This window comes from Actinomadura sp. HBU206391 (assembly GCF_014323665.1).
Classification (GTDB): domain Bacteria; phylum Actinomycetota; class Actinomycetes; order Streptosporangiales; family Streptosporangiaceae; genus Actinomadura_C.
This window is the reverse complement of the sequence record NZ_JABVEB010000049.1, coordinates 1-25,508: the sequence shown is the minus strand read 5'-3', so window position 1 is coordinate 25,508 and position 25,508 is coordinate 1. Positions and strand designations below refer to the sequence as shown.

24 protein-coding genes are annotated in these 25,508 nt (G+C 67.5%); 16 read left to right on the top strand and 8 right to left on the bottom strand.

The genetic code is table 11. The annotated features are described in order from the left end of the window. Positions 1-8: 8 nt before the first annotated feature. Genes HKK72_RS17340 through HKK72_RS17330 form a run of 3 tightly spaced genes read right to left on the bottom strand, consistent with a single transcriptional unit; the run spans position 9 to position 2,700 of the window. Complete coding sequence (locus HKK72_RS17340) at positions 9-1,247, bottom strand: ABC transporter substrate-binding protein (RefSeq protein ID WP_187235420.1); 1,239 nt, start codon at positions 1,245-1,247, stop codon at positions 9-11. Between the two features lie 12 nt (positions 1,248-1,259). Then, on the bottom strand, positions 1,260-1,952 hold the full coding sequence (locus HKK72_RS17335) for an ABC transporter ATP-binding protein (protein ID WP_187235419.1): 693 nt from the start codon (positions 1,950-1,952) through the stop codon (positions 1,260-1,262). Then, positions 1,939-2,700, bottom strand: coding sequence for an ABC transporter ATP-binding protein (locus HKK72_RS17330; RefSeq protein ID WP_187235418.1), 762 nt, complete (start codon positions 2,698-2,700; stop codon positions 1,939-1,941). Before HKK72_RS17330 ends, HKK72_RS17335 begins: the two co-directional genes overlap by 14 nt. A gap of 276 nt (positions 2,701-2,976) precedes the next feature. On the opposite strand from HKK72_RS17330, the gene HKK72_RS17325 reads away from it, so the two are divergent. The 4 genes from HKK72_RS17325 to HKK72_RS17310 all read left to right on the top strand — a co-directional run bounded on the left by HKK72_RS17325 (position 2,977) and on the right by HKK72_RS17310 (position 7,185). Continuing rightward, positions 2,977-3,807 (top strand): CoA transferase subunit A, encoded by an 831-nt coding sequence (locus HKK72_RS17325; RefSeq protein WP_187235417.1) that lies wholly within the window; start codon positions 2,977-2,979, stop codon positions 3,805-3,807. Further along, positions 3,807-4,439, top strand: a complete 633-nt coding sequence (locus HKK72_RS17320; RefSeq protein WP_187235416.1) for a CoA transferase subunit B — start codon at positions 3,807-3,809, stop codon at positions 4,437-4,439. The genes HKK72_RS17325 and HKK72_RS17320 overlap by 1 nt, the downstream gene beginning before the upstream one ends. A 17-nt stretch (positions 4,440-4,456) precedes the next feature. Beyond that, positions 4,457-5,875 (top strand): tannase/feruloyl esterase family alpha/beta hydrolase, encoded by a 1,419-nt coding sequence (locus HKK72_RS17315; RefSeq protein WP_187235415.1) that lies wholly within the window; start codon positions 4,457-4,459, stop codon positions 5,873-5,875. 212 nt (positions 5,876-6,087) lie between these two features. Continuing rightward, a complete protein-coding gene (locus HKK72_RS17310; protein ID WP_187235414.1) occupies positions 6,088-7,185 on the top strand; it encodes a PHB depolymerase family esterase in 1,098 nt (365 codons plus the stop codon). Between the two features lie 22 nt (positions 7,186-7,207). On the opposite strand, the gene HKK72_RS17305 is transcribed toward HKK72_RS17310, so the two are convergent. The 3 genes from HKK72_RS17305 to HKK72_RS17295 form a co-directional block, all read right to left on the bottom strand. Further along, complete coding sequence (locus tag HKK72_RS17305; RefSeq protein ID WP_187235413.1) at positions 7,208-8,338, bottom strand: hypothetical protein; 1,131 nt, start codon at positions 8,336-8,338, stop codon at positions 7,208-7,210. Between the two features lie 140 nt (positions 8,339-8,478). After that, positions 8,479-8,685 carry a DUF397 domain-containing protein gene (locus HKK72_RS17300; RefSeq protein WP_187235412.1) on the bottom strand — a complete coding sequence of 69 codons (207 nt, stop codon included), beginning with the start codon at positions 8,683-8,685 and terminating at the stop codon, positions 8,479-8,481. Between the two features lie 27 nt (positions 8,686-8,712). After that, complete coding sequence (locus HKK72_RS17295; RefSeq protein ID WP_187235411.1) at positions 8,713-9,564, bottom strand: helix-turn-helix domain-containing protein; 852 nt, start codon at positions 9,562-9,564, stop codon at positions 8,713-8,715. A gap of 376 nt (positions 9,565-9,940) precedes the next feature. On the opposite strand from HKK72_RS17295, the gene HKK72_RS17290 reads away from it, so the two are divergent. The 3 genes from HKK72_RS17290 to HKK72_RS17280 all read left to right on the top strand — a co-directional run bounded on the left by HKK72_RS17290 (position 9,941) and on the right by HKK72_RS17280 (position 11,553). Next, positions 9,941-10,363 carry an ATP-binding protein gene (locus HKK72_RS17290; RefSeq protein WP_187235410.1) on the top strand — a complete coding sequence of 141 codons (423 nt, stop codon included), beginning with the start codon at positions 9,941-9,943 and terminating at the stop codon, positions 10,361-10,363. Further along, entirely contained in the window at positions 10,360-10,551 is a 192-nt protein-coding gene (locus HKK72_RS17285) for a helix-turn-helix domain-containing protein (protein WP_187235409.1), read from the top strand. Before HKK72_RS17290 ends, HKK72_RS17285 begins: the two co-directional genes overlap by 4 nt. A 231-nt stretch (positions 10,552-10,782) precedes the next feature. Next, on the top strand, positions 10,783-11,553 hold the full coding sequence (locus HKK72_RS17280) for a transposase family protein (RefSeq protein ID WP_187235408.1): 771 nt from the start codon (positions 10,783-10,785) through the stop codon (positions 11,551-11,553). Between the two features lie 1,104 nt (positions 11,554-12,657). Here HKK72_RS17280 and HKK72_RS17275 read toward each other — a convergent pair. After that, complete coding sequence (locus tag HKK72_RS17275) at positions 12,658-15,021, bottom strand: hypothetical protein (protein ID WP_187235407.1); 2,364 nt, start codon at positions 15,019-15,021, stop codon at positions 12,658-12,660. A gap of 277 nt (positions 15,022-15,298) precedes the next feature. On the opposite strand from HKK72_RS17275, the gene HKK72_RS17270 reads away from it, so the two are divergent. Both HKK72_RS17270 and HKK72_RS17265 read left to right on the top strand, forming a co-directional pair. Further along, the gene (locus HKK72_RS17270) at positions 15,299-16,087 is read left to right on the top strand and encodes a 3-hydroxybutyrate dehydrogenase (protein ID WP_187235406.1); all 789 of its coding nucleotides are present in this window, start codon (positions 15,299-15,301) and stop codon (positions 16,085-16,087) included. Between the two features lie 20 nt (positions 16,088-16,107). Continuing rightward, positions 16,108-18,009 carry a helix-turn-helix domain-containing protein gene (locus tag HKK72_RS17265; protein ID WP_261986904.1) on the top strand — a complete coding sequence of 634 codons (1,902 nt, stop codon included), beginning with the start codon at positions 16,108-16,110 and terminating at the stop codon, positions 18,007-18,009. Positions 18,010-18,299: 290 nt separating this feature from the next. On the opposite strand, the gene aceE is transcribed toward HKK72_RS17265, so the two are convergent. Next, complete coding sequence (gene aceE / locus HKK72_RS17260; RefSeq protein WP_187235404.1) at positions 18,300-21,092, bottom strand: pyruvate dehydrogenase (acetyl-transferring), homodimeric type; 2,793 nt, start codon at positions 21,090-21,092, stop codon at positions 18,300-18,302. A 173-nt stretch (positions 21,093-21,265) separates the two neighbouring features. Here aceE and HKK72_RS17255 point away from each other — a divergent pair, with 173 nt between their 5' ends. The 7 genes from HKK72_RS17255 to HKK72_RS17225 all read left to right on the top strand — a co-directional run. Continuing rightward, on the top strand, positions 21,266-21,472 hold the full coding sequence (locus HKK72_RS17255) for a DUF1918 domain-containing protein (protein WP_187235403.1): 207 nt from the start codon (positions 21,266-21,268) through the stop codon (positions 21,470-21,472). Between the two features lie 46 nt (positions 21,473-21,518). After that, complete coding sequence (locus HKK72_RS17250) at positions 21,519-21,929, top strand: secondary thiamine-phosphate synthase enzyme YjbQ (RefSeq protein ID WP_187235402.1); 411 nt, start codon at positions 21,519-21,521, stop codon at positions 21,927-21,929. A gap of 157 nt (positions 21,930-22,086) precedes the next feature. Beyond that, a complete protein-coding gene (locus tag HKK72_RS17245; RefSeq protein WP_187235401.1) occupies positions 22,087-22,515 on the top strand; it encodes a DUF3052 domain-containing protein in 429 nt (142 codons plus the stop codon). 64 nt (positions 22,516-22,579) lie between these two features. Beyond that, a complete protein-coding gene (locus tag HKK72_RS17240) occupies positions 22,580-23,041 on the top strand; it encodes a peroxiredoxin (protein ID WP_187235400.1) in 462 nt (153 codons plus the stop codon). 91 nt (positions 23,042-23,132) lie between these two features. Further along, the gene (locus HKK72_RS17235; RefSeq protein WP_187235399.1) at positions 23,133-23,459 is read left to right on the top strand and encodes a hypothetical protein; all 327 of its coding nucleotides are present in this window, start codon (positions 23,133-23,135) and stop codon (positions 23,457-23,459) included. Between the two features lie 198 nt (positions 23,460-23,657). Further along, complete coding sequence (locus HKK72_RS17230) at positions 23,658-24,620, top strand: hypothetical protein (RefSeq protein WP_261986903.1); 963 nt, start codon at positions 23,658-23,660, stop codon at positions 24,618-24,620. Positions 24,621-24,629: 9 nt separating this feature from the next. After that, on the top strand, positions 24,630-25,508 hold an 879-nt coding region (locus HKK72_RS17225), incomplete at its 3' end, for a toxic anion resistance protein (RefSeq protein ID WP_187235397.1).

Sequence of the window (25,508 nt, the reverse complement as noted above, 5' to 3'; positions counted from 1 at the left end):
GGACCTCTTTAGAACTTGCAGGCGGGGTCGGCGGGCTGGAAGGCCTGGTCCGCCGGGATGGTGGTCAGGATCTTCTCGTAGTCCCAGGGCTCCTTGACCTCACTGGCCGGCTTGACCTCGGCGAGGTAGGCGTCGTGCAGGAGCAGGTGATCCTGGGCGCGAATGGTCCCGTTCTTGGCGAAGACGTCGTTGACCTTCTGGCCCTCGAGGTTCTTCACGATCTCGTCGGCGTTGTCGGTGCCGCCGCGCTGGAGCGCCTCGAGGTACTGAGTCGCCGCGGAGTAGTTGGCGGCGTGCGCGAAGCTCGGCCGCTTGTTCGCCTTGGCCTGGAACTTGTCCGCCCAGGCACGGTTCTCCGGGGTGGCGTTCCAGAACCACGCCTCGCTGAACTTGGTACCGGCCAGCGCGTCCGAACCGAGCGAGTGGATGTCGGTGATGAACATCAGGCCGACGGCCAGGTCGATGCCCTTGTCCTTCAGCTTGTACTCGTTGTACTGCTTCACCAGGTTGACCAGGTCACCGCCGGCCTGCATGGCGCCCAGCACCTCGGGCTTGGGGCTGAGCCCCGGCGCCTTCAGCAGGAAGGTGGAGAAGTTGTCGTTGGGGAAGGGCGTCGGGTCGGCCTTCACGATCTTGCCGCCCGCCTTGGTGATCGCCGCGGTGAAGCTCTTCTGCATGTCCTGCCCGAACGCGTAGTCCGGGTAGACGAGGTACCAGTTCTTTCCGCCGTCCTTGGTGACGGCGTCTCCGGTGCCCTGGGCCAGCATGTACGTGTTGTAGCCGTAGTGGAAGGTGTACTTGTTGCAGCTGGCGCCTTCGAGGGCCGTGGTGGCCGCGCCGATGTTCATGAACACCTTCTTCTTCGACTTCGCCACGTTGGCCACGGCCAGCGCCGCCGCCGAGTTGGGCACGTCGAAGATGATGTCCGCGCGCTGGCGGTCGTACAGCTCCTGGGCCTTGGAGTTCGCGACGTCCGGCTTGTTCTGGTGGTCGGCGGTGATGACGTCGATGTTCTTGGTGACGGCCTTGTCGCCGTACTTCGCCTTGTAGTCGGCGACCGCCATCTTGACCGACTCGACGCTCGCCTTGCCGGACAGGTCGGAGTAGATCGCCGACTGGTCGTTGAGCACCGCCAGCACGACCTTGTCGTCGCTGATCTTGCCGCCGCCTCCGCCAGGTCCTCCACCGCAAGCGGCGAGCAGCGCTCCGGCGACCGCGACCGCGGCCGCTTGACCCATGCGATTCATATCCAGTCTCCTTCAGATTCCCAGGTATTCGAGAAGTTCGTTCTCACGGGCGCGCATCTCGGAGTTCTCCAGAGACTCGACGATTCGCCCTTCCGCGAGCAGGTAGTGCCGATCGGCCACCGTCTGGGCGAAGTGCACGTTCTGCTCGATGAGCAGCACCGTCACCCCCTGCTCCTTGACGTCGCGCAGAATGGAGCCGATCTGCTGGACGATGAGCGGAGACAGCCCCTCGGTGGGCTCGTCGCACAGCAGCAGTCGCGCGCCCATCCGCAGCACGCGTGCGAGGGCGAGCATCTGCTGCTCGCCGCCGGACAGCTTGGTGCCGGGAGAACGGCGGCGTTCGCGCAGGCGCGGGAAGGTCTCGTACACCTGGTCGAGCGACCACGGGTCGGGACCAACCGCGGGCGGCAGGGTGAGGTTCTCTTCCACGCTGAGGGTGGCGTAGACGCCGCGGTCGTCCGGCACGTAACCGAGCCCGCGCCGCACCCTGCGGTGTGTGGCCTGACCGGAGACGTCCTGACCGAGGAACTCGACGACACCGGACGAGCGGCCGTGCAGGCCCATCATGCTGCGGAGCAGTGTGGTCTTGCCGGCGCCGTTGCGGCCCACGAGCGTGACGATCTCGCCTTTGGCCACCTCGAGCGACACCTCGCGAAGCACCTGCGCCTCGCCGTACCAGGCGGACAGGCCGTCAATGCGCAACATCGGCGTCTCCCAGATAGGCGCTGATCACACGGGGGTCGTGCCGGATCTCGGCGTAGGGGCCCTCGACGAGGACCTGGCCGTGCTGCAGAACCGTCACCTGGTCGGCGAGGCTGGAGACCACCGTCATGTTGTGCTCGACGAGGACGACCGTACGGCCGGTGCGGACCTGATGGATCAACTGCACCGTGCGGTCGATGTCCTCCATGCCCATGCCCGCGGTCGGCTCGTCCAGCAGCAGGACCTTGGGGTCGAGGGCCAATGCGAGGGCGAGTTCCAGGGCGCGCTTGCGGCCGTACGCGAGGTTGCCCGCGGGCACCTCGGCGTGATCGGCCAGCCCGACCTGGTCGAGCAGCTCCAGCGCACGGTCGCGGAAGCGGGCAAGCAGCCGGTCGGACCGCCAGAACCGCCAGCCCAGCGAGGTCGAGCTCGCCAGCGCCAGTTCCAGGTGCCCGCGTGCGGTCATCTGCGTGAACAGGCTCGTGATCTGGAACGAGCGGGCCACGCCGAGCCGCGCCACCTGCTCGGGGTTCTTGCCGGTGAGGTCCTGCCCGCCGAGGGTGATCCGGCCGGCGGTGGGCTTCAGGAAGCCGGTCAGCAGGTTGAACAGCGTAGTCTTGCCGGCGCCGTTCGGGCCGACGAGCGCGTGCACCTTGCCCTCGGCCACGTCGAGGTCCACACCGTCGACGGCCCGGAAGCCGCGGAACTCCTTCGCCAGACCCCGGGCCATCAAGATGGGGGCCGTCGTCATGCGCCCTCCTCGCCATTTCATGGGGGTGACCCGGTGATTACGAAACGCGCACCGGGGTGGTTGTCGGGGAACGCTAGGTGGCCGCCGACGACCGGGCCATGTGATGGCGGCACATATTCGGCACTGCGCCTACAGGTGTGACCCACATCATGATCTGAAGGAGTCGCCACCACATTCCATCGCCGCTGGATATGTGGATTCGACACGTAGGAACACGCCCGCCGGTTTCCATACGGTCCGGCTCGACCGTCTTTCCCGACACAGAGGCGAAACAGTATGGACAAAGTGGTGACGTCGCTCGCGGCGGCGGTGGCCGACATCCCCGACGGCGCGTCGCTCGCCGTCGGCGGCTTCGGATTGTGCGGCGTCCCGATGGAGCTGATCGAGGCCGTGCGCCAGAGCGGGCGCACGGACCTGCGGGTCGTCTCCAACAACTGCGGGGTCGACGACTGGGGCCTCGGCGTGCTGCTGGCCGAGGGCCGCATCACCCGCATGACGAGTTCGTACGTGGGGGAGAACAAGGAGTTCGCTCGGCAGTACCTCGCCGGTGAGCTCGAGGTCGAGCTCGTGCCGCAGGGCACCCTGGCCGAGCGGCTGCGGGCGGGCGGCTGCGGCATCCCCGCCTTCTACACGCCTGCCGGGGCCGGTACTCAGATCGCCGACGGCGGCCTGCCCTGGCGGTACGGCCCGGACGGCTCGGTCGAGGTGGCCTCCCCGCCCGGCGAGGTGCGCGAGTTCGGCGGCCGGGAGTACGTGCTGGCCGAGGCGATCACCACCGACTTCGCGCTGGTGCACGCGGCCCGCGGCGACCGCCACGGCAACCTCGTCTTCCACTCCTCGGCGCGCAACTTCAACCCGCTCGCCGCCATGGCCGGGCGGGTCACCATCGCTCAGGTCGAGGAGGTCGCCGACCTGAGCCCCGACGAGATCCAGCTACCCGGGATCTTCGTCGACCGAATCGTGCCCGTGGGCCGGCCGGCCAAGAGAATCGAAAAGGCGACGACACGGTCCCGGCCCCCGGGTACCTCCACCGAGCCCGCCGCCCGGCCGGTCGCAGGGCCCACCGAAGGATCGGCCGCGAGGCCGGCCGAAGGGCAGGTGCGCTGATGGCGCTCACCCGCGACCAGATGGCCGCCCGCGCGGCCCGCGAGCTCGCCCCCGGCTCGTACGTCAACCTCGGCATCGGGCTGCCCACGCTGGTGCCGGGCTTCCTGCCGGACGGCGTCGAGGTCGTGCTGCACAGCGAGAACGGCATCCTCGGGGTCGGCCCCTACCCGTACGAGGGCGAGGAGGACCCCGACCTGGTCAACGCCGGCAAGGAGACGGTGACCACGCTCGCGGGCGCGTCCTTCTTCGACTCGGCGCTGTCGTTCGGCCTGATCCGCGGGGGCAGGCTCGACGCGGCCATCCTCGGCGGCATGCAGGTCTCCGGTGGCGGCGACCTCGCCAACTGGGCGGTCCCCGGAAAGATGATCAAGGGGATGGGCGGGGCCATGGACCTCGTGCACGGCGCCGGACGCGTCATCGTGCTCATGGAGCATCTCGCGCGGGACGGCTCGTACAAGATCGTCCAAGAGTGCTCGCTGCCGCTGACCGGACGCGGCGTGGTCGACCAGATCATCACCGATCTCGCCGTCATCGACGTGACCCCGGAGGGCCTCGTCCTGCGCGAGGTCGCCCCCGGCGTCACCGAGCACGAGGTGCGCGAGGCGACCGAACCCACCCTCATCACCCGCTGAATCCCGAGGAGACCTCCATGCCGTCCACGCCGTCCATCCGCAGAACGCTCGCCGTCGCGGCGGCGCTGGCGATAGGGGCGTCGCCGTTCGCAGCGGCGTCCGCGTCGGCCGCGCCCGCCGCCCCCGCCGGCTCGGCCGCGCACGCGCCGGGCGGGCACTGTGCCCGGATCGACCGGATCACCGTGCCCGGTGCGGAGAAGCAGGTGTCGGCCTGCCTCGACGACCTGACCACCGCAGGCACCACGGCGACCGGCCACACCGTCCCCGGCGACTGGGCCGGCCTGCACCCGGCGGGCGCGAAGAACCCGTCCGGTGTGCCCGGCGTCCAGCTCGACGGCTACTTCCCCGACACCTCGACCTTCAACACGAACAACGGCTGGAACCACGACTCGCAGTTCGTGATCCGGCTGCCCGACAACTGGAACGGCGGGCTCGTCGTCGCCGGCTCGCCGGGAACGCGGCGCCAGTACGCCAACGACTACACCATCTCCGACTGGGTGCTGGCGAAGGGCTACGCCTTCGCGGCCACCGACAAGGGCAACAGCGGCGCGGCGTTCTACCAGGACGGCACCCGGCCGGGCGACGCCCTGGTGGAGTGGAACGACCGCGTGACCCAGCTGACCGTGGCCGCCAAGGCCCTGGTCGCCCAGCGCTACGGCCGTACGCCGGAGAAGACGTACGCTGCCGGCATCTCCAACGGCGGCTACCTGGTGCGGTGGCAGCTGGAGAACCGGCCCTGGCTCTACGACGGGGGGATCGACTCCGAGGGCACACTCTGGCGCGCCGACGGCCCCAACCTGCTCACCTACCTGCCGGACGCCCTGACGGCCTACCCCGGCTACGCCGCCACCGGCGACCCGGCCGCCCACGCCAAGCTGCTCAAGGCGGGCTTCGCGCCGGGCTCGGAGTTCCTGTGGGACTACCACTACAAGGTCTACTGGGACCTCACCCAGCGGATCTACCGTGAGGAGCTCGACCCGGGCTTCGACGGCGCCACCGAGGCCGGCACCCCGTTCTGCGCTCCGGGCACCCCGGCGTGCGACGCCGACTACGACTACGCCTCCCGGCCGAAGGAGGTGCGCCGCGCGGTGGAGCGCATCGCGCTGACCGGGAAGATCCGCAAGCCGCTCATCACCCTGCACGGCACCTTCGACACGCTCCTGCCGATCGGCACCGACTCCGACCTGTACGCCAAGATGATCAAGCAGCGTGGCGGCGCGAAGCAGCACCGCTACTACCGGATCGAGGCCGGCAACCACGTCGACGGCCTGTACGACACCTACCCGGACCGGCTCCGGCCGATCCTGCCCTGCATGCGGTCGGCGTTCACCGCACTCGAGACCTGGACGGGAGGCGGCCACGCGCCGCCGCCGAGTGCCACGCTGCCGCGACCGACCTCGGGGGACCTCGCCAACACCTGTTCGCTGACCGGCTGACCGGCCCGGCCGGTCAGCGGAGCCCCTTCGAAAGGCAGAGCCCTCCGTAAGCCGGAGGTCCCCCCGAAAGGCGGGCACCTCCGCCGAATGGCGGGCTCTCCGAAGGCGGGGCCTCCGAAAGGCGGGCTCTCCGAACGGAGAGTCTTCCGTTGACCGGCCGCCCGGGCCGACCGGCCGATCTCGCGGACCCACCCCGAAAGGAAGAGGTCAGCATGAGATCCGCACTCCGCCGTGCCGCGGCCACCCTCGCCGCCGCCCTGACGCTCACCGGGCTCGGCACCGTGCCGAGCCCCGGGCTCGACGCACTGTCCAGCACCGGGCGCGGCACCCTCATCGGTGCCGGCCCGGCCGGGGCGGCGGTGCCGCCGCCGACCCCGGGCTCCCTCACCCGCCACTCCATCAGCGGCGTCTACGCGGCCGGAGTCTCCTCCGGCGGCTACATGGCCACGCAACTGCACGTCGCCTACTCGGGTACGTTCCGCGGCGCCGGCATCTTCACCGCCGGGCCGTACGGATGCGCCCAGGGCAATCTCACCACCGCGCAGCTGGCCTGCATGAACAACCTCTACCCGATCAACGTCGCCGGCCTGGAGCAGGCCACCCGGACCCGCGCCCAGCAGGGCCGGATCGACCCGGTCGCCAACCTCGGCGGCGACAAGGTGTGGATCTACCACGGCCGGGGCGACGCCACGGTGAAGGAGTCGGTGAACGACTCCCTCGCGGCGTTCTATGGCGACTTCGGCGCGGGCGTCTCCTACAACAAGACCTCGCCGGCGGGGCACGCCTGGGTCAGCCCGATCGGCCCGAACCCCTGCAACGCGAGCTACACGCCGTACGTCAACAACTGCGGCGACGACCCGCAGCGCTCGATGCTGACGCACTTGTTCGGCTCCGTCGCCGCGCCGGTGTCCGCGTTGAACGGGAAACTGGTGCAGTTCGGCCAGAGTGCCTACGCCCCGGGCGGCAGCGCGAGCTCGATCAGCATGGGCGCGAACGGTTTCGCGTACGTGCCGGCGAGCTGCGCGGGCGGGGCGAGCTGCAAGCTCATGGTCGCGCTGCACGGCTGCCTGCAGGGCTTCGAGAACGGCGCGATCGGCAACAAGTTCATGGACAAGGCGTATCTCAACGAATACGCCGACTCCAACGCCATGATCGTCCTCTATCCGCAGGCCACGGCGTCGAGCTGGACCGGAGGCAACCCCAACGGCTGCTGGAACTGGTGGGGCTTCGGCGGTGACACGTCGTACGACGTGAAGTCCGGCAAGCAGATGCAGGCCATCGTGGCGATGGTGAGGGCGCTGGGCGGCTAGGGCCGGGCCCGCACCGAGACGATCAAGGATCGGGGCACCCTGGGCTGCCCCGATCCTTGATCGTCATGGCCGCGGGACCTCGCATCGGGACCTCGCAACCCGGCCCGCACGGGTTCGCGGTTCCCGTCCAGCCGCGCTGGTTGAGGACGAAGGCGACCAGGGCGGCGACCCGGCACGGCGACCGGGTGACGTGGTCCCAACCGAACCGCAGCGGCACCTCCCCGCGAGCGACGGTGAGGTTGTCCCGGTCCATGTCCAGCCATCTGCGTTCGAGCGGATGGGTGAACCATCCGTCGAGTTCCACGGCGGTCCGGTAGTCCGGATAGTCGATGTCGCGATAGCGCCGCCGGCCGTCGCCGCACGGACCCCCTGGATCCGGGCGCGGATCGCCGGGGTCCGCGCCTGGCGGGCCGACGGCAACCTGCCGGAGACCTTGCGGCAGCTGGTGCGGACGTTCGACGTAGCGGACATAGCGCAGCTCCAGGAGCGTATGGGCTCCGCCGCCGATATCGGTGAGGGCGGCGGTCAACTCGGCGCGCCACCGCATCCACGCCCGTGCCGACATCGCGGCCAGCAGCCGATCGGCCGTGGTCAGCCGCCGCTGGCAGGCCGCGGCGATCCAGGCGATGGCCTCGTCGAGACCCCCGCGGCCACCACACGCCCGATCCCGTCCATGGCGTCCGTCGCGCCGGGGGCGGGCGTCGATCTGGGTCAGATCGAGAACGGTCTCCTCGATCCGCGTGCGTGGCGGCTCACGCATCGGATGCCGGGCCGCCGCCAACCGGCTGGAGTAGTGCACGCGGATCGACGGCGGAGACCACCGCTCCCGATCGGCCGCTGGTGGCTGTACCGTCACGTAGCGATCGGAGGGGACCGTGACGTGGACCTCCGGCCGAACGTCATCGGTAAGGCCGTCCAGCTCCGCTGCCGTGTGGTGACTCAGCACCGCGTCCGGCCCGGCACGCAGCACGGCGGCCCACAGGATCGCCCCGCGGGACGGCGGCCCGCTGAAGGCGGCGTAGACGCCGGCGTAGATCCGCTGCCATCGTCCGCCGCTGACGCGGGCCTTGAGGGCCCCGGCGGTCAGCCCACAGGCCAGCACCTGCCATCGGGCGACCACGCCCTCCTGCCGCGCCAGGACCTCATCGAGCACCCGTCTAGAGTGCGGGCCGGGCAGAGTGCGTGGGGAGCGGCGGAGGGAATGTGGACAACCGCGATTCGATCAAGCATTGCGGCACCCCTGGCTACCCCAATGCTTGATCGTCTTCCTCTCGCCGCACGACGAAGCGCTGGCTACAGGTCCAATGACCCGTCTTTCACCTGAGCCAGGAAGGTCCGCCAAGTCCCGTCTCCGAAGGTCAGGACGGCGCCGTGGGGATCCTTGGAGTCACGAACCTCTACATGACGTCGCTTGAGTCCGGCGACCTCTACGCAGTTGCTCTGACTGGCACTCCGTGTGCTCTTACGCCAGACGTCTTCCGAGTGATGATTACCGTCCATTACGGCACCTCCGGACGAATCGCCTAATCAGAGCTTATCGATCGTCTCAGAGATGAGTCGCTCCGACGCCGCAGGACTCAGTGCCAGATCGGCGAGGCGCTTGAAGGCCTCTACATGCTGTTGGACGCCATCCTGATCTTCGATGTACGCGTCACTACTCATCAGCTCAACATGAGCCACATCCAGGCTCGGCAACCGCAGAACCGTAAAGGCGCCTGAGATGCCGGGATGTGGCTGATCGGTGAATGGAAGGATCTGCAGGGAGATGTTCGGCCGGCCGGCGCACTCACGCAGGTGAGCCAACTGAGCCCGGAAGGCATCTCGCCCACCGAGACGGTTCCGAAGGGCCGCCTCACCAAGGACGACGCGGAGCGTCGCCGGTTCATCTCGGGTCAGAACGGCCTTACGGCTCATCCGTACTCCGACGAATTCGTCCAGTTCGTCAGCGCTCGGCTCCCAAGAAGCCAAGGCCGCAGCACGCGCGTAGGCGTCCGTCTGAAGGAGCCCAGGTACGATCTGGACCTCATACGTCCAGATCTCCCGTGCCGATGCCTCGAGTCGGATCAAGTCGATGTACGACGGCGAAAGCACGTCTCCGTGTTCGACCCACCAACCCCGACGCTCCTGCTGGATCTCAGCTGCGACGATCATTAATCTCTCGCGGAGTCGTGGGTCTCTAACCCCATACGCATCCAGGATCGGCGGGACATCGCGAGGTGGGATGGAGACGACCCCGTTCTCGATCCGACTGAGCGACGCCGTGGACCGCCCGACCTTCGCCGCCGCATCAGATAGCAGGGTGAAGCCGGCCTGCTGACGAAGGTCAGCCAGCTTGGCCCCAAGCCAGCGCTGCCGCAGTGATGGCGTGTCCGCTTTCACGTCACCTCCCGTTGCGATGCCGTCACCAGTGTGCCGGTCACCATCCGCTCAGGCAATCAGACTCAACGTAATTTTTCGCTGCGTACCGCTTGCGCTCACGGCGATACGTCCGCACTATTGAGCAGCACAGGAATCACATAGTGAAGTCCTATGAACACAGAGAGCAAAATACGACATTTTGGCGGGCCGCCCGGAACAACACACCAGCGACGCCCACGAGCCGGGACAGCCCTGAGCAGTCCCGCACTCAGCTCCATACTCCGGCGAGACGGCTGTCCCCCTCGCTTCGTCTCGCCGGTTCGACGCCCCCTGGGCGTGAGTCACCCGGCTTGGCCGTTCAGGCCGCGGATCTGCTCATGACAAGGAGCCAGAAGACATGACGACGCTCACGAGCGCGACCCACCTCCCGATCCCCACCGACGCGTTGTGCTGGCGACGGTCGTTCCCCGGTCGGCCGGACGAGGCGCACCTTGTCCGGCAGTTCGCGACAGTGCTGCTCGGTGACGGCCGCCTGACGAACGATCTCGTACAGGTCCTGGCCGAGCTCTTCGCCAACGCCGTCCGGCACACGAACTCCGGCCGCCCCGGCGGACTCGCCCTCGTCCAGATATGGAGCTGGCCCGATGGCGCGGCCGTATCGGTCACCGACCAGGGAGGAGTCGGCCACCCCCAGCCGACTCGGCCCGAGCCTCTGGCCGAGAGCGGCCGTGGGCTTCATACGGTTGCCGCGTACGCGACCAGCTGGGGTTGGCACGGCAGCACCCATGGCAGGACCGTCACCGCGGTCTTCACGGCATGAGCGACGAGCCTGACCTGCTGACCACGCTCGAAGTCGCCCGCATCTTCAAAGTGGCCCGTTCGACAGTCGTCGGCTGGGCATCACGCGGACTGATCGAATACACCCGTACGCCAACGGGCCGACTCCGCTTCTACCGGGAGTCAGTGGAGCTGTTCCTGGAGCAGGAACGGCGAAATTCCGGCGGCTGAACCTCTCGACGCGTCATCAACTTGCGCTGACCTGAGCATGGGCTCTTGGTAGGCCGCAATCGATCAGTGAGCGGGTGGCCAGACGACGGGAGCAGTGAGCCTTTTTCATCCTGATCTTGTGGTGCGTCGGGACACAGGGTGATCGCGGGCGCGTGTCTACCTCTGGATAAAGCGAAGCCCCTGGTAGGAGAGCTGTCGACCAAGATCAGTTCGCCAGACCAGAGGCTTCAGATGCTTTTTTATCGTGCTGCGCTGCCGTTGTCGCGTTCGACCCTGACCTACACCGGCGGGGTGATCCGCCGCCATCGCCAGAGCATCGGGTCGGCGTGGAGATTGCTCAACCCAGGTCGCCAAGCGCTGCTCGTGCTGGTCTACCTGCGCAAAGGCGACACGTTTGCCGAGATCGCAGCCGGGTTCGGGGTGTCCACCGCGACTGCCTGGCGGTATGTCGAGGAGACCGTGGAACTGCTGGCCGCACGGTCTCCGAAGCTGCACCACGCGCTGCGCAAGGCGAAGAAGGAGGGGCACGCCTTCGTGGTCATCGATGGCACCCTCATCCCGATCGACCGGGTCGCCGCCGACCGGCCGTTCTACTCGGGCAAGCACAAGCACCACGGAATGAACCTGCAGGTCATCTCCTCCCCGGACGGCACCATCCTGTGGGTATCGGGTGCGCTGCCCGGCAGCGTTCACGACCTGAAGGCCGCCCGGATCTGGGGAGTTCTACGCGAGCTGGAGAAGGCCGGGCTGATCGTCCTGGTCGACAAGGGCTACATCGGCGCAGGCCAGCACGTCATCACCCCCTACCGCGGCAAGAACAAACCCGAGTCCCAGAAGCTGGCCAACCGCGCCCACGCCAAGCTACGCGCCCCCAGCGAACGCGCAAATGCCCAGCTCAAGACCTGGCGGATCCTACGGAAACTCCGCTGCTGCCCACACCGCGCCGGGCACCTCGCCAAGGCCATCCACGTCCTACAAAACCGCGAGGCTCACGACAGATGAAAAAGGCTCAGTATGCATCCGGTACGACCGCGCTTGTTCCGTAGCGTGCGAGTCCCTGCCATTATCGGATCCGTGCGCCGCATCAGCATCACCCTCATCGGAACCGGCCTTGCTGCGATCACCGCCTGTACGTCGGGTTCTGGCGGCCCCGCTACGAGTCCAACGCTCGTCCGCCGCCCGGTGGCCTCGCCCGGTGAAGTGATCGCGGTTGCCGGGAATGGGCGGGAAGGCACCAATAGGGGGCGAGCGCTGGTCGCCGGCATCAGTCGGCCACTCGCTTTGGACGCGACGAAGAACGGCGATCTTCTGTTTCTCAGCGCATCTCAGGGATCAGCGATAAACGCAGTCAACGCTGACGGGACAACGCTGCCCTATCCGTCTAAATCTGCCCAACAGAATATGATCAACATCATAGGCTCTCCGCATTCCTCATTGCTATTGCCGAATGATGACTACCTTATGCTTGATTGGGTTGGGGGACTGAGTGTGGTGCGACGGGACGGCACTGCACAGTATCTCGGTACTCTGACGCGGCAGATGGGCACTGAGGACGGGCAGTTGGCACGCGGCCGTCAGGGCGCCCCACTCATCGTTGCGGCCGGACATCTGTACACACTCTCCCTGAAGGGCAAGCCAAGACTTAAGCGAGTCGAGCTCCCCGCGCAAGTAGAAGGGAAAGTCGAGGTCGCAGCCGCTGGCCAGAGTCGGGGAACGCTCCTGATAGCCACTAGGGCTGCTGTCGTCGCAGTACATGATAAGTCGGTTGTCCAAACGTGGAAGATCCGGTCGGAAAGCGAGCCTGAAGACAGCATCCCGACGTCGCTTGCCCCTGATGGGAGCGGGGGGATCTGGATTGGTATCTCCGCGGCCCGTTCTGGACACATCATGCACCTCCGGCGAGACGGGGCCGTGCGTGCTGTCCTTATCGGTGACGTTGACTGCACGGCGTCACCGCCGCCGCAACCTCAGCAGCAAACCCGAATCCCCAGAGAGTTTCCGCTCCGGCGACCTTCTGCATTGTTGATCCATAATAACCAACTGTACGTGGCAGATCGAGATTGTAGTCGAATTATAGCCGTAGGGCTGCCCGTCGAGTAAATAGTCCTACTGCGGGGTGCCGGTCTTGTCGACCTGCAAACTTGCATTAAAGACGTCCAGCATGCTATCGCGGTAAGCGTTGATCGTCTTCGAGTGATTTCCGGCGAACACATCCAGGTTGGTTCGCTCATCGGCCCCCGATTTATTGATATCGCTCACAGGTACCACCACGCCGCTTTCCAGCCAGGTGGCATCCTTCGGAGGTGTGAGCTCACCGGCGTTGATCAACCCTTGGATCACTAGGTTTCGCATGCGTACTCTGGCGTCATCGATGGAAGCTTGATTCATTTGCCGGGCTAGGCCTTCGTTTCCGGCGAACAGGATGCCGCTCCTGTTTTTCTCCGCTTTACCCATCGCGCTGTCCATGAATGGCTGTGTGTGGTCAACAAGTTGCTGTGTCTTCTGCAATCCGGTGTGCTCCTTGCCGATGTCCTTGCCGTATCCCACGGTCGGCAACTGGCCGAAGTAATTCAGTGCTACATCGAATGCAGCCTTACGGATTTTAGCCTGCCGGTCCTTTTCTTGGGCGCCCTCAAGGCGGTGTGCGTTCTCCGCAAGTTGTCGGGCGGCTTGCAGGCGCCCGATAAGCGGAATAAGATCTTGATCGCCTGTCTTACCCTTAGACTGGAGATCGACCGCTGTAACCGTAAGCGCGTCAGTGACGCCTTTGAAGTAACCCAGATCCTCCGGATCGATGAGGACTTTCTGTAGGAAAGTTTGAACGTACTGCGGGTTACTCAGTGTCAGCCAATACTTGTCGTTAGGTGGCGTAATGCTTACTGCGCCGTTGGATGTATTGGCAAGCGCAACCGAGCGCATCAGATCGTGGCCGTAAGCTCCCGCAATGTGCGTGAGAGTGTGACGTGTTTCGGCTGGGATGACGATCTTTACCGACTCGCGGCGATCTGGAAGTTTGCTGACCGCGTCCAAGATGCTGGCGAATGATTGTGCCGCCATGCGCATATCGTCGGATCCGCCACGCTTCGCAGTGGTGGCCGCCTTCAGGAATTCGTTGACCTGCGACTCGAGATCCTCGTTGGGATGACGTTCTAACCACAGCGGATCGATGAGGTCACCAGCCGCGCGGGCCGAACTCGCAGGATCCTTGTAGTTTCCCAATGACAATCGCGCTGCGGTTCCGTTCTCTGTAGCGCGCTTGAGTACTGGGATGACCGGGTCCCATTGGGCAGTGACGTGCTTGACCTTTGCTCTATGCTGACTGGCGGTCATCGGGTCGGCCGAATTGAGGCCGAGATCCAGAGCCCACTGTTCAGTGTCATTGAAAGGCTTTCTGAACGTCTCATACGGCGGGCTCGGAGGAGGGTGCGGCATGTATGCTTCGCGCTGCCGGCGGCTCCAGGCAAGGATCGAATTGGTCATACCCGCCAAGAACTCCGGATCCCAGTCCTTGCCTGGCGGGCCCATCTTCAGCAGCATCGCCGATGACCACATGTCCACGCCACCACTGCTGCCGAGAGCGTCCTGGACCCGTCGGTTCAGCACCTTCTTGCGGCTCGCTGCGGCAACAGCGGTACCGAAGTTCGCAAGGATCTGCTTGTCCTTGCTGTCGAGGATGGTCTTCCGGACCAGACCTTCATCCTTGTGCTGCCTGCTGAGCGTGATTGCCAGCTTGCCGATCGAGTCGGCGGGCACCGCGTCGAAGAATGTTTTGAGGTACTTTCCGTCTTTGCTGTTCTCCTGTAGCGATTCACCGATGTCCGCCAGCGCCGCCTGCGATCCCTCGGACGGGTGTTCCAGATTCTTGCGGTACGCCTGTGCCTGGAGCTTGGCGAGCTGTTCCAGCTCAGAGCGCCCGAACCGGGCGGTGTCGGGAATCTGAGTCAGCCCACGGTTCATCACGCCGAGCATCGGGCTGACGTTGTCGCTGGCCAGGGCATAGTGGATCCGCGTCCGCATCTGGCGGGCCTGGTCGGAGCACCATGCGGCGGCGCGCGTGCACTGAACCGTGCTCACGTCATGTGGGCCGGCCGCCGAAAGTAACGCCTGGATACGGCTTCCGTGGCGGGGCAGCGCCTCCGCAGCGAAACGCAGGTTCGACTCCAACTGCCGCAGCCCGTTCGGGGACACCGATGCGATCCCATTGGACAACGCGGGTTGAGGGGTGACGCTCGGTATGTCCGGCGGGTCGAGGACCATGACCAGATCGTTGAGCGCCGCCACCGCCCTCAAGACACGCAACATCATGAGATCCAGTGACCGGTTGTGGCCTTGAAGATCGGTGGTGAAGTTCCCGGCCGAGCCGCCCTGCCAGACCTGCGGGCCCATGAGGCGCGTGACACCGGTCATCCGACTGCAAATGGCGTTGAGTTCCGCCTGAACCGCCTGTACGTCCACCTTCGTACCGGCCATGCCGCACGCGCCCCTTCCACCCGTCCGACCAGAGGTAGCGCATCAGGGACACAGCGTCAACGGCGCTAGTAAACCCTCGGGTCAATGCGCATCGGACGAGACGGGGACGAGACGGGCAGACCACACCATCGGCCCCTCTCTGTGGGTCGCGGCGTGCGGTGGTCGTGGCTGCCGCACATGGCCGTCCGCGCACCTGTGTGGACCACACCGTCAAGGCACTGAATGTGTCGGCCCGACACATGGGAGGCGGCAGGTGGTCTCCGTAGGTTCTGCGTCCATGACGAGCTTGAGTCCGCATGCGGCGGCCCGTGGGTCCGCCGACCTGAATCTGGCCGGCAGGCGTGCTCTTGTGACCGGTGCGGCGAGCGGGATCGGGCGTGCGTGCGCGCGCCGGCTCGCCGCCGCCGGAGCCGATGTGGTGATCGTCGACATCCGGGCGGAGGCCGCTGTGGAGGCCGCGGAGGACATCGGCGGTACGGCCCGGCCGGTGGATCTATCCGACATGGTCGCGGTCGACGAGCTCGACGCCTCTGCCGACATCGTGGTGAACAACGCCGGGCTCCAGCACGTGGCGCCGCTGGAGGCGTTCCCGCCGGAGGAGTTCGCCCGCATCATGCGGATCATGGTCGAGGCGCCCTTTCGCATCGTGCGGCGCGCCCTGCCCGGCATGTACGAGAACGGCTGGGGCCGGATCATCAACGTCTCGTCCGTGCACGGGCTGCGCGCCTCGCCGTACAAATCCGCGTACGTGACGGCCAAGCACGCTCTGGAGGGCCTCTCCAAGGTGATCGCCCTCGAGGGGGCCGTCCATGGCGTGACCTCCAACTGCGTCAACCCGGCGTACGTCCGTACGCCCCTGGTCGAGGATCAGATCGCCGACCAGGCCCGGACCCATGACCTGCCGCCCGACCAGGTCGTCGAGCAGATCATGCTGGCCAAGGCGGCGGTCAAGCGGCTCATCGAGCCGGACGAGGTCGCCGAGCTCGTCACCTATCTCTGTTCTCCGCACGCATCGATGATCACCGGTGCCTCACTGACCATCGACGGCGGATGGACCGCTCACTGAACCGGCGGACAATGAATCGCATGTCATGTCGTACATTCCTGGAGCTTCTGGCGCGCGAGGCCTCTGCGGTCGAGTTCGAGGGTCCGCTGCTGGAGGCCCGGGCGGCGGGAGCGAGCGCCGAGGTGCTCGCGGAGCTCGACCGGGCGAAGGTGGCGGCGCTCCGGGTGCGGGCGCTGCTCGAGCGTCGGGCCCGCCGCGAGGCCGAGCTCTCGGCGCTGTTCGACACGGCGAGCGACCTCGCCGGTCTGCGTGATCTCGACTCGGTGCTCGAGGCGATCGTGCGCAGGGCCCGGCAGCTGCTCAAGGCCGATGTGTCGTACATGACGCTGCACGACGACGAGCGCGGCGACACGTACATGCGCGTGACGGACGGCTCGGTGTCGGCCGCGTTCCGGGCCGTACGGCTGCCGGCGGGCGCCGGGCTCGGGGGCCTGGTGGACCAGACGGCGGTGCCCTACACGACCCCGGACTACTTCGCCGACGAGCGGTTCAACCATCTGAGCACCATCGACAGCGCCGTCCACGAGGAGGGCATCGTCGCGATCCTCGGCGTGCCGATGCGGCTCGGCCCGAGGGGCATCGGGGTGCTGTTCGCGGCCAACCGCAGCGCTCGCCCGTTCGCCCAGGAGGAGGTCGTGCTGCTCTCCTCCCTGGCCGCGCACGCCGCCGTGGCGATGGACAACGCCCGGCTGCTGGAGGAGACCCGGGCGGCGCTGGAGGAGCTGAGCACGGCCAACGAGTTCATCCGGGCGCACAGCGCGGCCGTCGAACGCGCGGCGCTGGCGCACGACCGCATGACCGACCTCGTCGTACGAGGCGGCGGCGTCGAGGATGTCGCAGCCGTCGTGATCGACGTGCTGGGCGGCGCTCTGCTCGTCCTCGACGCCGACGGCCGGCGACTCGCCGCGGTCGGTGCCGTGGGGGACCTCGACGAGGCCGATGTGGCGGCTGCGGTCGCCTCCTCGCGCGGTGTCGGGCGTACGGTACGGCGCGGCGAACTCTGGGTGGCCTCGGTCACCGCCGGCGCCGAGGCACTCGGAACCCTCGTGCTGCGCACCGAAGAGGACGTGCAGGACACCGACCAGCGCATCCTCGAGCGGGCCGCGCTCGTCACCGCGCTCCTGCTGCTGTTCGGTCGGACGGTGGCCGAGGCCGAGGGCAGGGTGCGGGGCGAGCTGCTCGACGATCTGCTCGCCGGGAGGCTGTCGGACCCTGATGCGCTCGCCCGCCGGGCCCGGCTCGTCAGTGTCGACGTCGGCGCGCCCCATGTGGTGGTCGTGGCCAGGCCCGCGGACGACGCGGGGGAGCCGCACCGGCCGGGCCGGCGTGAGCGCGCGGCGTTCTGGGCGGCCTCCCACGCGGCCGTCGAGCGGGGGCTCGTCGCCCTCCGGGGCGATGAGGTGGTGCTACTGCTGCCCGGTGAGGAGCCCGGGGCCGTCGCCCGCCGGGTGGCCAAGGAACTCGGTACGTCGCTCGGCGTAGCCGCGACGGCCGGTGCGGCCGGGCCGGTCATCCGGTTCGACCAGGTGGCCGCCGCCTTTCAGGAGGCACAGCGCTGCACGGACGCGCTGATCGCGCTCGGCCGGCGCGGCGAGGCCGCCAGCGCCGACGAGCTCGGTTTCGTCGGCCTGCTGGTCGGCGACAATCGCGACGTCGTGGGCTTTCTCGCCTCGGCGCTCGGGCCGGTGCTCGACTACGACGCGCGGCGGGGCACCGGCCTGGTGCAGACGCTGGAGGCCTACTTCGGGAGCGGCGGCAGCCTGTCACGCACCGCCGAGCGGCTGCACATCCACGTCAACACGGTGACCCAGCGGCTGGACCGGATCGGTCAGCTGCTGGGCGAGAACTGGCAGGAGCCTGATCGTGCGCTGGAGCTCCAGCTCGCGCTCCGGCTGCACCGGCTCCGGACTCCGCCGGCCTGAGCTGATCTGTAGCGGTTCGAAGCTGCTTGAACCGATTTGAATGGCTTGAACCTGCGTGCACGGGTTGAAGCCCGGCTTGTACGGGTTGGACCGGCGCGGCTGAACTGCCCGTACGGCCGGAACGCCTGAGGCCGCCGGAGACGATCTGGAACGGCCTCAGCGGCAAAGCCCGGCCTGGAAGAGACTCAGCGGCCATGAGCCGGTCTCAGGGGGCCGAGAACAGCACACCCACGCACGAAGGCGCCCCCGTCACCACGACGGGGGCGCCTTCGAACGCTGCGCGAACCGGATCAGCCGGTCTGCATCGTGTCGGTGTTGGTCTCGGCGGGGGTGGCGTCCGGGCCGACCACGGCCCCCGCGCCCTCGCCGAGCTGGTAGCGCTCGATCGCCTGCTGCAGCGTCTCGGACTTGAGCTCACCACGCTGGACCAGCCGGGTGAGCACCGCCAGGGTGGTCGAGGCCGCGTCGACGTGGAAGAACCGGCGGGCCGCCGCGCGGGTGTCGGAGAAGCCGAAGCCGTCCGTGCCGAGCGAGGAGTAGTCGCCCGGCACCCAGCGGGCGATCTGGTCGGGCACCGCTCGCATGAAGTCGCTCACCGCGACGATCGGGCCCGGAGCGCCGTTGAGCGCCTGCGTGACGTACGGCACCCGCTGGTCCTCGTCGGGGTGCAGCAGGTTCCAGGAGTCGCAGTCCATGGCCTCGCGGCGCAGCTCGGTCCAGGAGGTCGCCGACCACACGTCGGCCGCGACCCCCCAGTCCTCGGCGAGCATCCGCTGAGCCTCCAGCGCCCACCGGCCGGCGACCCCCGACGCGAGGATCTGCGCGCGCGGGCGTTCTCCGTCACCGGCCGCCTCCGGGGCGTCGGCGTAGTGGTACAGCCCCTTGAGCAGCGCCTGCGCGTCGACGCCCTCGGGCGCGGTCGGCTGGACGTACGGCTCGTTGTAGATGGTGAGGTAGTAGAAGATGTTCTCGCCGTCCGGGTGCTCCTCGCTGGAGCCGTACATCCGGCGCAGCGCGTCCTGCACGATGTAGGACACCTCGAACGACCACGCGGGGTCGTAGTAGACGCACGCGGGGTTGGTCGAGGCGAGCAGCGGCGAGTGCCCGTCGTTGTGCTGCAGGCCCTCACCGGTCAGCGTGGTGCGGCCGGCGGTGGCGCCGAGCAGGAAGCCGCGGCCCATCTGGTCGCCGAGCGCCCACATCTGGTCGCCGGTCCGCTGGAACCCGAACATCGAGTAGAAGATGTAGATCGGGATCATGTGCTCGCCGTGGGTGGCGTAGGCCGTTGAGGCGGCCGTCATCGAGGCCATCGCGCCGGCCTCGCTGATCCCCTCGTGCAGGATCTGCCCCTTGTCGGACTCCTTGTACGACAGCATCAGATGCCGGTCGGCCGGCTCGTAGGTCTGCCCGTTCGGCGCGTAGATCTTCGCCGTGGGGAACAGCGAGTCCATGCCGAACGTACGGGCCTCGTCGGGGATGATCGGCACGAACCGGTGGCCGATCTCCTTGTCCTTCATGAGGTCCTTGAGCAGCCGTACGAACGCCATCGTGGTGGCGACCGCCTGCTTGCCCGAGCCCTGCTTGAGCTCCTTGTAGACCGGGTCGCCGGGGAGCTTCAGCGGCTTGGCGCGCACCACCCGCTTGGGCAGGTAGCCGCCGAGAGCGGCGCGGCGCTCCTGCATGTACTGGATCTCTTCGGAGTCCTGGCCCGGGTGGTAGTAGGGCGGCAGGTCGGCTTCGAGCGCCGAGTCGGGGATCTCCAGGAAGAGCCGGTCGCGGAACGCCTTGAGCTCGTTCTTGCTGAGCTTCTTCATCTGGTGGCTGGACATCCGGGCCTCGAAGTCGGGGCCGAGGGTCCATCCCTTGATGGTGTGCGCCAGGATCACCGTCGGCTGGCCGACGTGCTCTCGCGCCGCCTTGAAGGCCGCGTAGACCTTGCGGTAGTCATGCCCGCCGCGCGACAGCTTGCTGATGTCGTCGTCGGACAGGTGCTCGATCATCTTGCGCAGCCGCGGGTCGTCGCCGAAGAAGCGCTCGCGGATGTAGGAGCCCTTCTCCACCGAGAACGTCTGGAACTGCCCGTCCGGCGTGGTGTTCATCTTGTTGACGAGGGCGCCGTCGACGTCCTGGGCCAGCAGCGGGTCCCAGTCGCGGCCCCAGATCACCTTGATCACATTCCAGCCGGCGCCGCGGAAGAACGATTCCAGCTCCTGAATGATCTTGCCGTTGCCGCGGACGGGGCCGTCCAGCCGCTGCAGGTTGCAATTGACGATGAAGGTCAGGTTGTCGAGCTCCTCGCGGGCGGCCATGCCGATCGCGCCGAGCGACTCGGGCTCGTCCATCTCGCCGTCGCCGAGGAAGGACCAGACGTGCGAGCGCGAGGTGTCCTTGATCTGACGGGCCAGCAGATACCGGTTGAACCGCGCCTGGTAGATCGCGTCGATCGCCCCGAGGCCCATGGAGACGGTCGGGAACTCCCAGAAGTCCGGCATGAGCCGAGGGTGCGGGTAGGAGGATAGGCCACCGCTCGGGTGCGAGATCTCCTGGCGGAACCCGTCGAGCCGTGCCTCGGGCAGCCTGCCCTCGAGGAAGGCCCTGGCGTAGATCCCCGGGGCGGCGTGGCCCTGGAAGAAGACCTGGTCGCCGGACTCGCCATGGTCCTTGCCGCGGAAGAAGTGGTTGAAGCCGACCTCGTAGAGGGACGCCGCCGAGGCGTACGTGGCGATGTGCCCGCCGACCGACAGCTCCGGGCGGTTGGCCCGCGACACCATGATCGCCGCGTTCCACCGGATGTAGGCGCGGACGCGTCGCTCTATGTGCTCGTCACCCGGGAACCAGGGTTCGTGCTCCGGCGGGATCGTGTTGATGTAGTCGGTGCTGCGCAGGCTCGGCACGCCGACCTGCTGCTCGCGGGCGCGTTCCAGCAGCCGCAACATCAGGTAGCGCGCACGGGTGCGGCCCTCGGTCTTGATGACCGTGTCGAGTGATTCCAGCCATTCCCGGGTCTCATCGGGGTCGATGTCCGGGAGCTGGCTCGGAAGACCGTCGCTGATGATCGAAAAGCGCTGGCGTCCGGAAGCCACGGGGTCCCCTCTTGCTAGCCGAAATTCTGCCTCGACTGTTCGTCGGTGCTGCTGCTGTCCATGGTGATACCTCATGACCGCTAACGCATCTCTACTCCACGGTAACCTGCAGGTACGCGCAGATCTTCCTTCTGCCTCTTGGCGTCCGGCCGAACTCGTTAGAGGCTGGTGACATGCAGGCGATAGTGGGAGACCGGCTGCACGTCCATCGCAACACGGTGGGCCAGCCGGACAAGAGCGGAGACATCATCGAGGTGCGTGGCGATTCCGGCGAGCCGCCGTACGTCGTGCGGTTCGACGATGGCCACACCGGACTGGTATTCCCCGGGCCGGACGCCGTCGTGGAATCCGGTCACGCCGAGAACATCGGGGAGGTCTGACGCCACGCTCGGGCGTGTTCGGCACGGGCGGGGTGAACAGGTGTCTATGAGGACAACAGTGATCAATGTGGCCACAGGCGGCCGTGAGGCGGTGGTGGACATCACCGCGGAGTGCGAGAAGTTCGCCGCCTCGGCGGCCGGGGACGGGCTGCTGCACGTGTTCGTGCCGCACGCCACCGCGGGGGTGGCCCTGATCGAACTGGGTGCGGGCAGCGACACCGATCTGCTCGCCGCGCTCCGTGAGCTGTTGCCGGCCGATGATCGGTGGCGGCACGCCCACGGGTCGACCGGACATGGACGATCGCACGTGATGCCCGCACTCGTGCCTCCGTATGCGACGATTCCGGTCATCGACGGACGGATGGCTCTTGGTACGTGGCAGTCGGTGTCCGTCGTGGACCTGAATGTCGATAACGCGGAGCGGCAGGTGCGGCTGTCCTTCCTCGCGGGAGCCTGACTGAAGTGGCCAGGTTCATTCAGATGCCGGTTAGACACTTGCGCTTGGGGTGGTCACTTGTGTGGACTGTCCCGCAATACCGCACGGCGCAGCGGAAAGGTCCCCGCCGGGGACCGGAGAAACAATGGTGCGGCCCGACGACATTGGGAGGACGTTCGTGAGCGCGACCGCGGGTCAGGCGCAGACTGAGCGCAGCCTGGCCGAACGGCTCGGCTTCAAGGCCAGCCAGGTGGTGCAGGAGATCGGCTACGACGATGACTGTGACGATGAGCTGCGCAGCTCCATCGAGACGGTCACCGGGACCGAGCTGGTCGACGAGGACTACGAGGAAGTGGTCGATGTCGTGCTGCTGTGGTGGCGCGACGAAGACGGCGATCTGGTGGAGGGCCTGATCGACGCGATGACGGCCGTCACAGGCGGTGGGCACGTCTGGCTGCTGACACCCAAGGCGGGCCGGGACGGGCATGTCGAACCGAGCGACATCGGCGAGGCCGCCCCGATCGCGGGCCTGTCCCAGACGAGCAGCGTGAGTGCCGCCAGGGACTGGTCCGGAACTCGCCTGGTGGCGCCCAAGACCCGCCGCTGAGCACGCCGGCCTGGGCGGTGGCAGACTTGCCCCCGGACATCTCAGGTTGACGAAAGGAACTGCCATGGCGGTCGAGGTGGGTGACAGCGCGCCGGACTTCGAGCTGAAGGATCAGCACGGTACACCGGTGAAGCTTTCGGACTTCCGCGGGAAGAAGGACGTCGTTCTCGTCTTTTATCCGCTCGCGTTCAGCGGTATCTGCACGGGCGAACTGTGCACGATCCGGGATGAACTGCCGACGCTCGGTGACCAGGACGACGTACAGGTCGTGGCCGTGTCGGTCGACTCGGTGTTCTCCCATCGGGCATGGGCGGACCAGGAGAGGTACGAGTTCCCGCTGCTGTCGGACTTCTGGCCGCACGGGGAGGTGGCCCGGTCCTACGGCGTCTTCGACGACAAGGCCGGCCTCGCCACCCGCGGCACCTTCATCATCGACAAGGAGGGCGTCGTGCGCTGGAAGGTATCGAACGCGATTCCTGACGCTCGCGACATCGGCGACTACCGCAAGGCGCTCGCAGAGCTCTGACCCGCCGGGCGGGTCCTCCGACGTGAGGGCCCGCCCGCGGATCGGCCGGGCCGGTCCTCGCGAGAGGGCCGGGGATCAGCATGGAGGCGCGATGCCCTGCTACCGATGCGGGGCTCGGCAGACCGACCCCGCACGGGGCGCGAGTCCATGGCGGCGCGGGGTGCGGGCGGACCGGCAGGTCCTGGTCTGTCCCGGCTGCCAGGCCGTCCATGACTGGACGGCTGAGCTCGACCGGTGCGCGTCCTGCGGCTCGGCCGTCCTGGTCTGCCGGCTGGGCGAGGTGGAGTGCCGCGACTGCGGTCACGTGCGGGAGGCCGACAGCCCCGCCGGTGACGTCTCCGGCCCTGGAGCGCCGGGGCTGTCCGAAGAGGTCGCGGAGGCGCTGGAACGGGTGCTCAAAAAGGGCCGCGTTCCCTAGCCGTAATCTGCCGGTCAACTGTTCTTAAGCGCCCGGTCATCCGGCGCTCGCCCGCCGTACGGGCCGGACCAGGATGATCAGCCCTAAATGAAACGGGGCATTTCACTACTTCTCGCGGCGGGGCTTGCGATCGGCGTCGCGATTGTGATCGTACTGGGTGATCGCATCGGTGGGTCCGGGCTCACGACCGTCCGCGGCATGATCGGCTCGGAGAAACAGGCGTTCTTCGCCGATCCACAGGTACGGAAGGCGCTGGAGCGCCAGGGGCTGAAGATCGAGGCCGATCCGGCCGGCTCACGGCAGATCGCCACCTCGATCGATCTCTCCCGCTATGACTTCGCCTTCCCGTCCAGCTCGCCGGCGGCCGACCGCATCCAGCGCGAACGCAAGATCTCTGCGAAGTACGCGCCGTTCTCCTCGCCGATGGCGATCGCCACGTTCCAGCCGATCGTCGAGGTGCTCGCCAAGGCGGGCGTGGCAGAGAAGGGCCCGGGCGGCGTCTACTCCTTCGACGTCCGGCGCTACCTCGACCTGGTCGGCAAGGGCATCCGGTGGGACCAGCTGGCGGGCAACACCGCCTACCCGGTGCGCAAGAACGTGCTGGTCTCCACGACCGACCCGCGCACCTCCAACTCGGCGGCGATGTACCTCTCGATCGCCGCGTACGCGGCCAACGACGGCGAGGTCGTCCAGGGCGCCCAGGCCGAGGCCCGGGTGCTTCCCCTGCTCAGCAGGCTCTTCCTCGACCAGGGCTACACGGAGAACACCACCGAGGGCCCGTTCGAGGACTACCTGTCGATCGGCATGGGCAAGACGCCGCTGGTCTGCGTGTACGAGGCACAGTTCGTCGACCGATCGGTCCGGGGCGAGATCAAGCCCGGCATGGTCCTGATGTACCCCTCGCCGACCGTGCTGTCCAAGCACACCCTCGTCCCGCTCACGAAGAACGGAGACAAGGTCGGCCGGCTGCTCACCTCGGATCCCGACCTGCAGCGCCTCGCCGCGCGGTACGGCTTCCGCACCGCGAACCCGGACCAGTTCGCCCGGGTCGTGGCCGAGCACAAGATCGGTGTCGCGGCGAATCTCATCGATGTCGTCGACACCCCCTCCTACGAGACGCTCGAGCGTCTGCTGCGAGCCGTCGAGAAGAGCTATGGCTGAAGGAGCCTGATGACGGAAACCCGTGGGGACCTGGTCCTCACACCCCCCGAGCCGGTGACCCCCATTCCGGTCGAGAAGGCCGCGACCCTGGTCCCCGTCGACGACGCCACCCGCACCGCGCTCACCGAGCGCGCGGCGACCTACGTCGACGGTCTCGCCGGGCTCGACCCGCGCTCACCCGAGTTCATGACCAAGATCGGTGACGTGGCGACGCTCGGCGACGCCGACGTCCGTGCGTCGGAGCGGCTCGCGGGCCGGATGCTGAACCGTACAGTGGCGTCGCTGTCCGGAGCCAAGGGCGAGACCGCCGACGCCCAGCAGCGCGTCGGCAAGGGGCTGGTCGAGCTGCGCCGTACGGTGGAGGACCTCGACCCCAAGGACGTCGGCAAGATCACCGGGCGGCGGCTGCTGTCCAGGCTGCCGTTCGGCAACGCGATGCGTGACTTCGTGGCCCGCTACCAGACGGCGGGCGTCAACATCGACAAGACCGTGCGCGCGCTGCGGTCCGGCCAGGACGAGCTGCGCCGCGACAACGCGGCCATCCAGAACGAGCGTGCGGCGCTGTGGGCCACGATGGGCAAGCTGCAGGAGTACGCGCTGCTGGCCGAGGCCCTCGATCAGGCCGTCGAGCAGCGCATCGCCGAGGTCGCCGACCCGGTGCGGGCGGACGCGCTGCGCGCCGACGTGCTGTTCCCGGTCCGGCAGAAGCACCAGGACCTGCTGACCCAGCTGGCCGTGTGCGCCCAGGGCTACCTGGCCCTCGACGCCGTCCGCCGCAACAACGACGAGCTCGTCAGGGGCGTCGACCGGGCCGCGTCGACGACCGTGTCGGCGCTGCGCATCGCGGTGACGATCGCCGCGGCGCTGTCCAACCAGAAGCTGGTCATC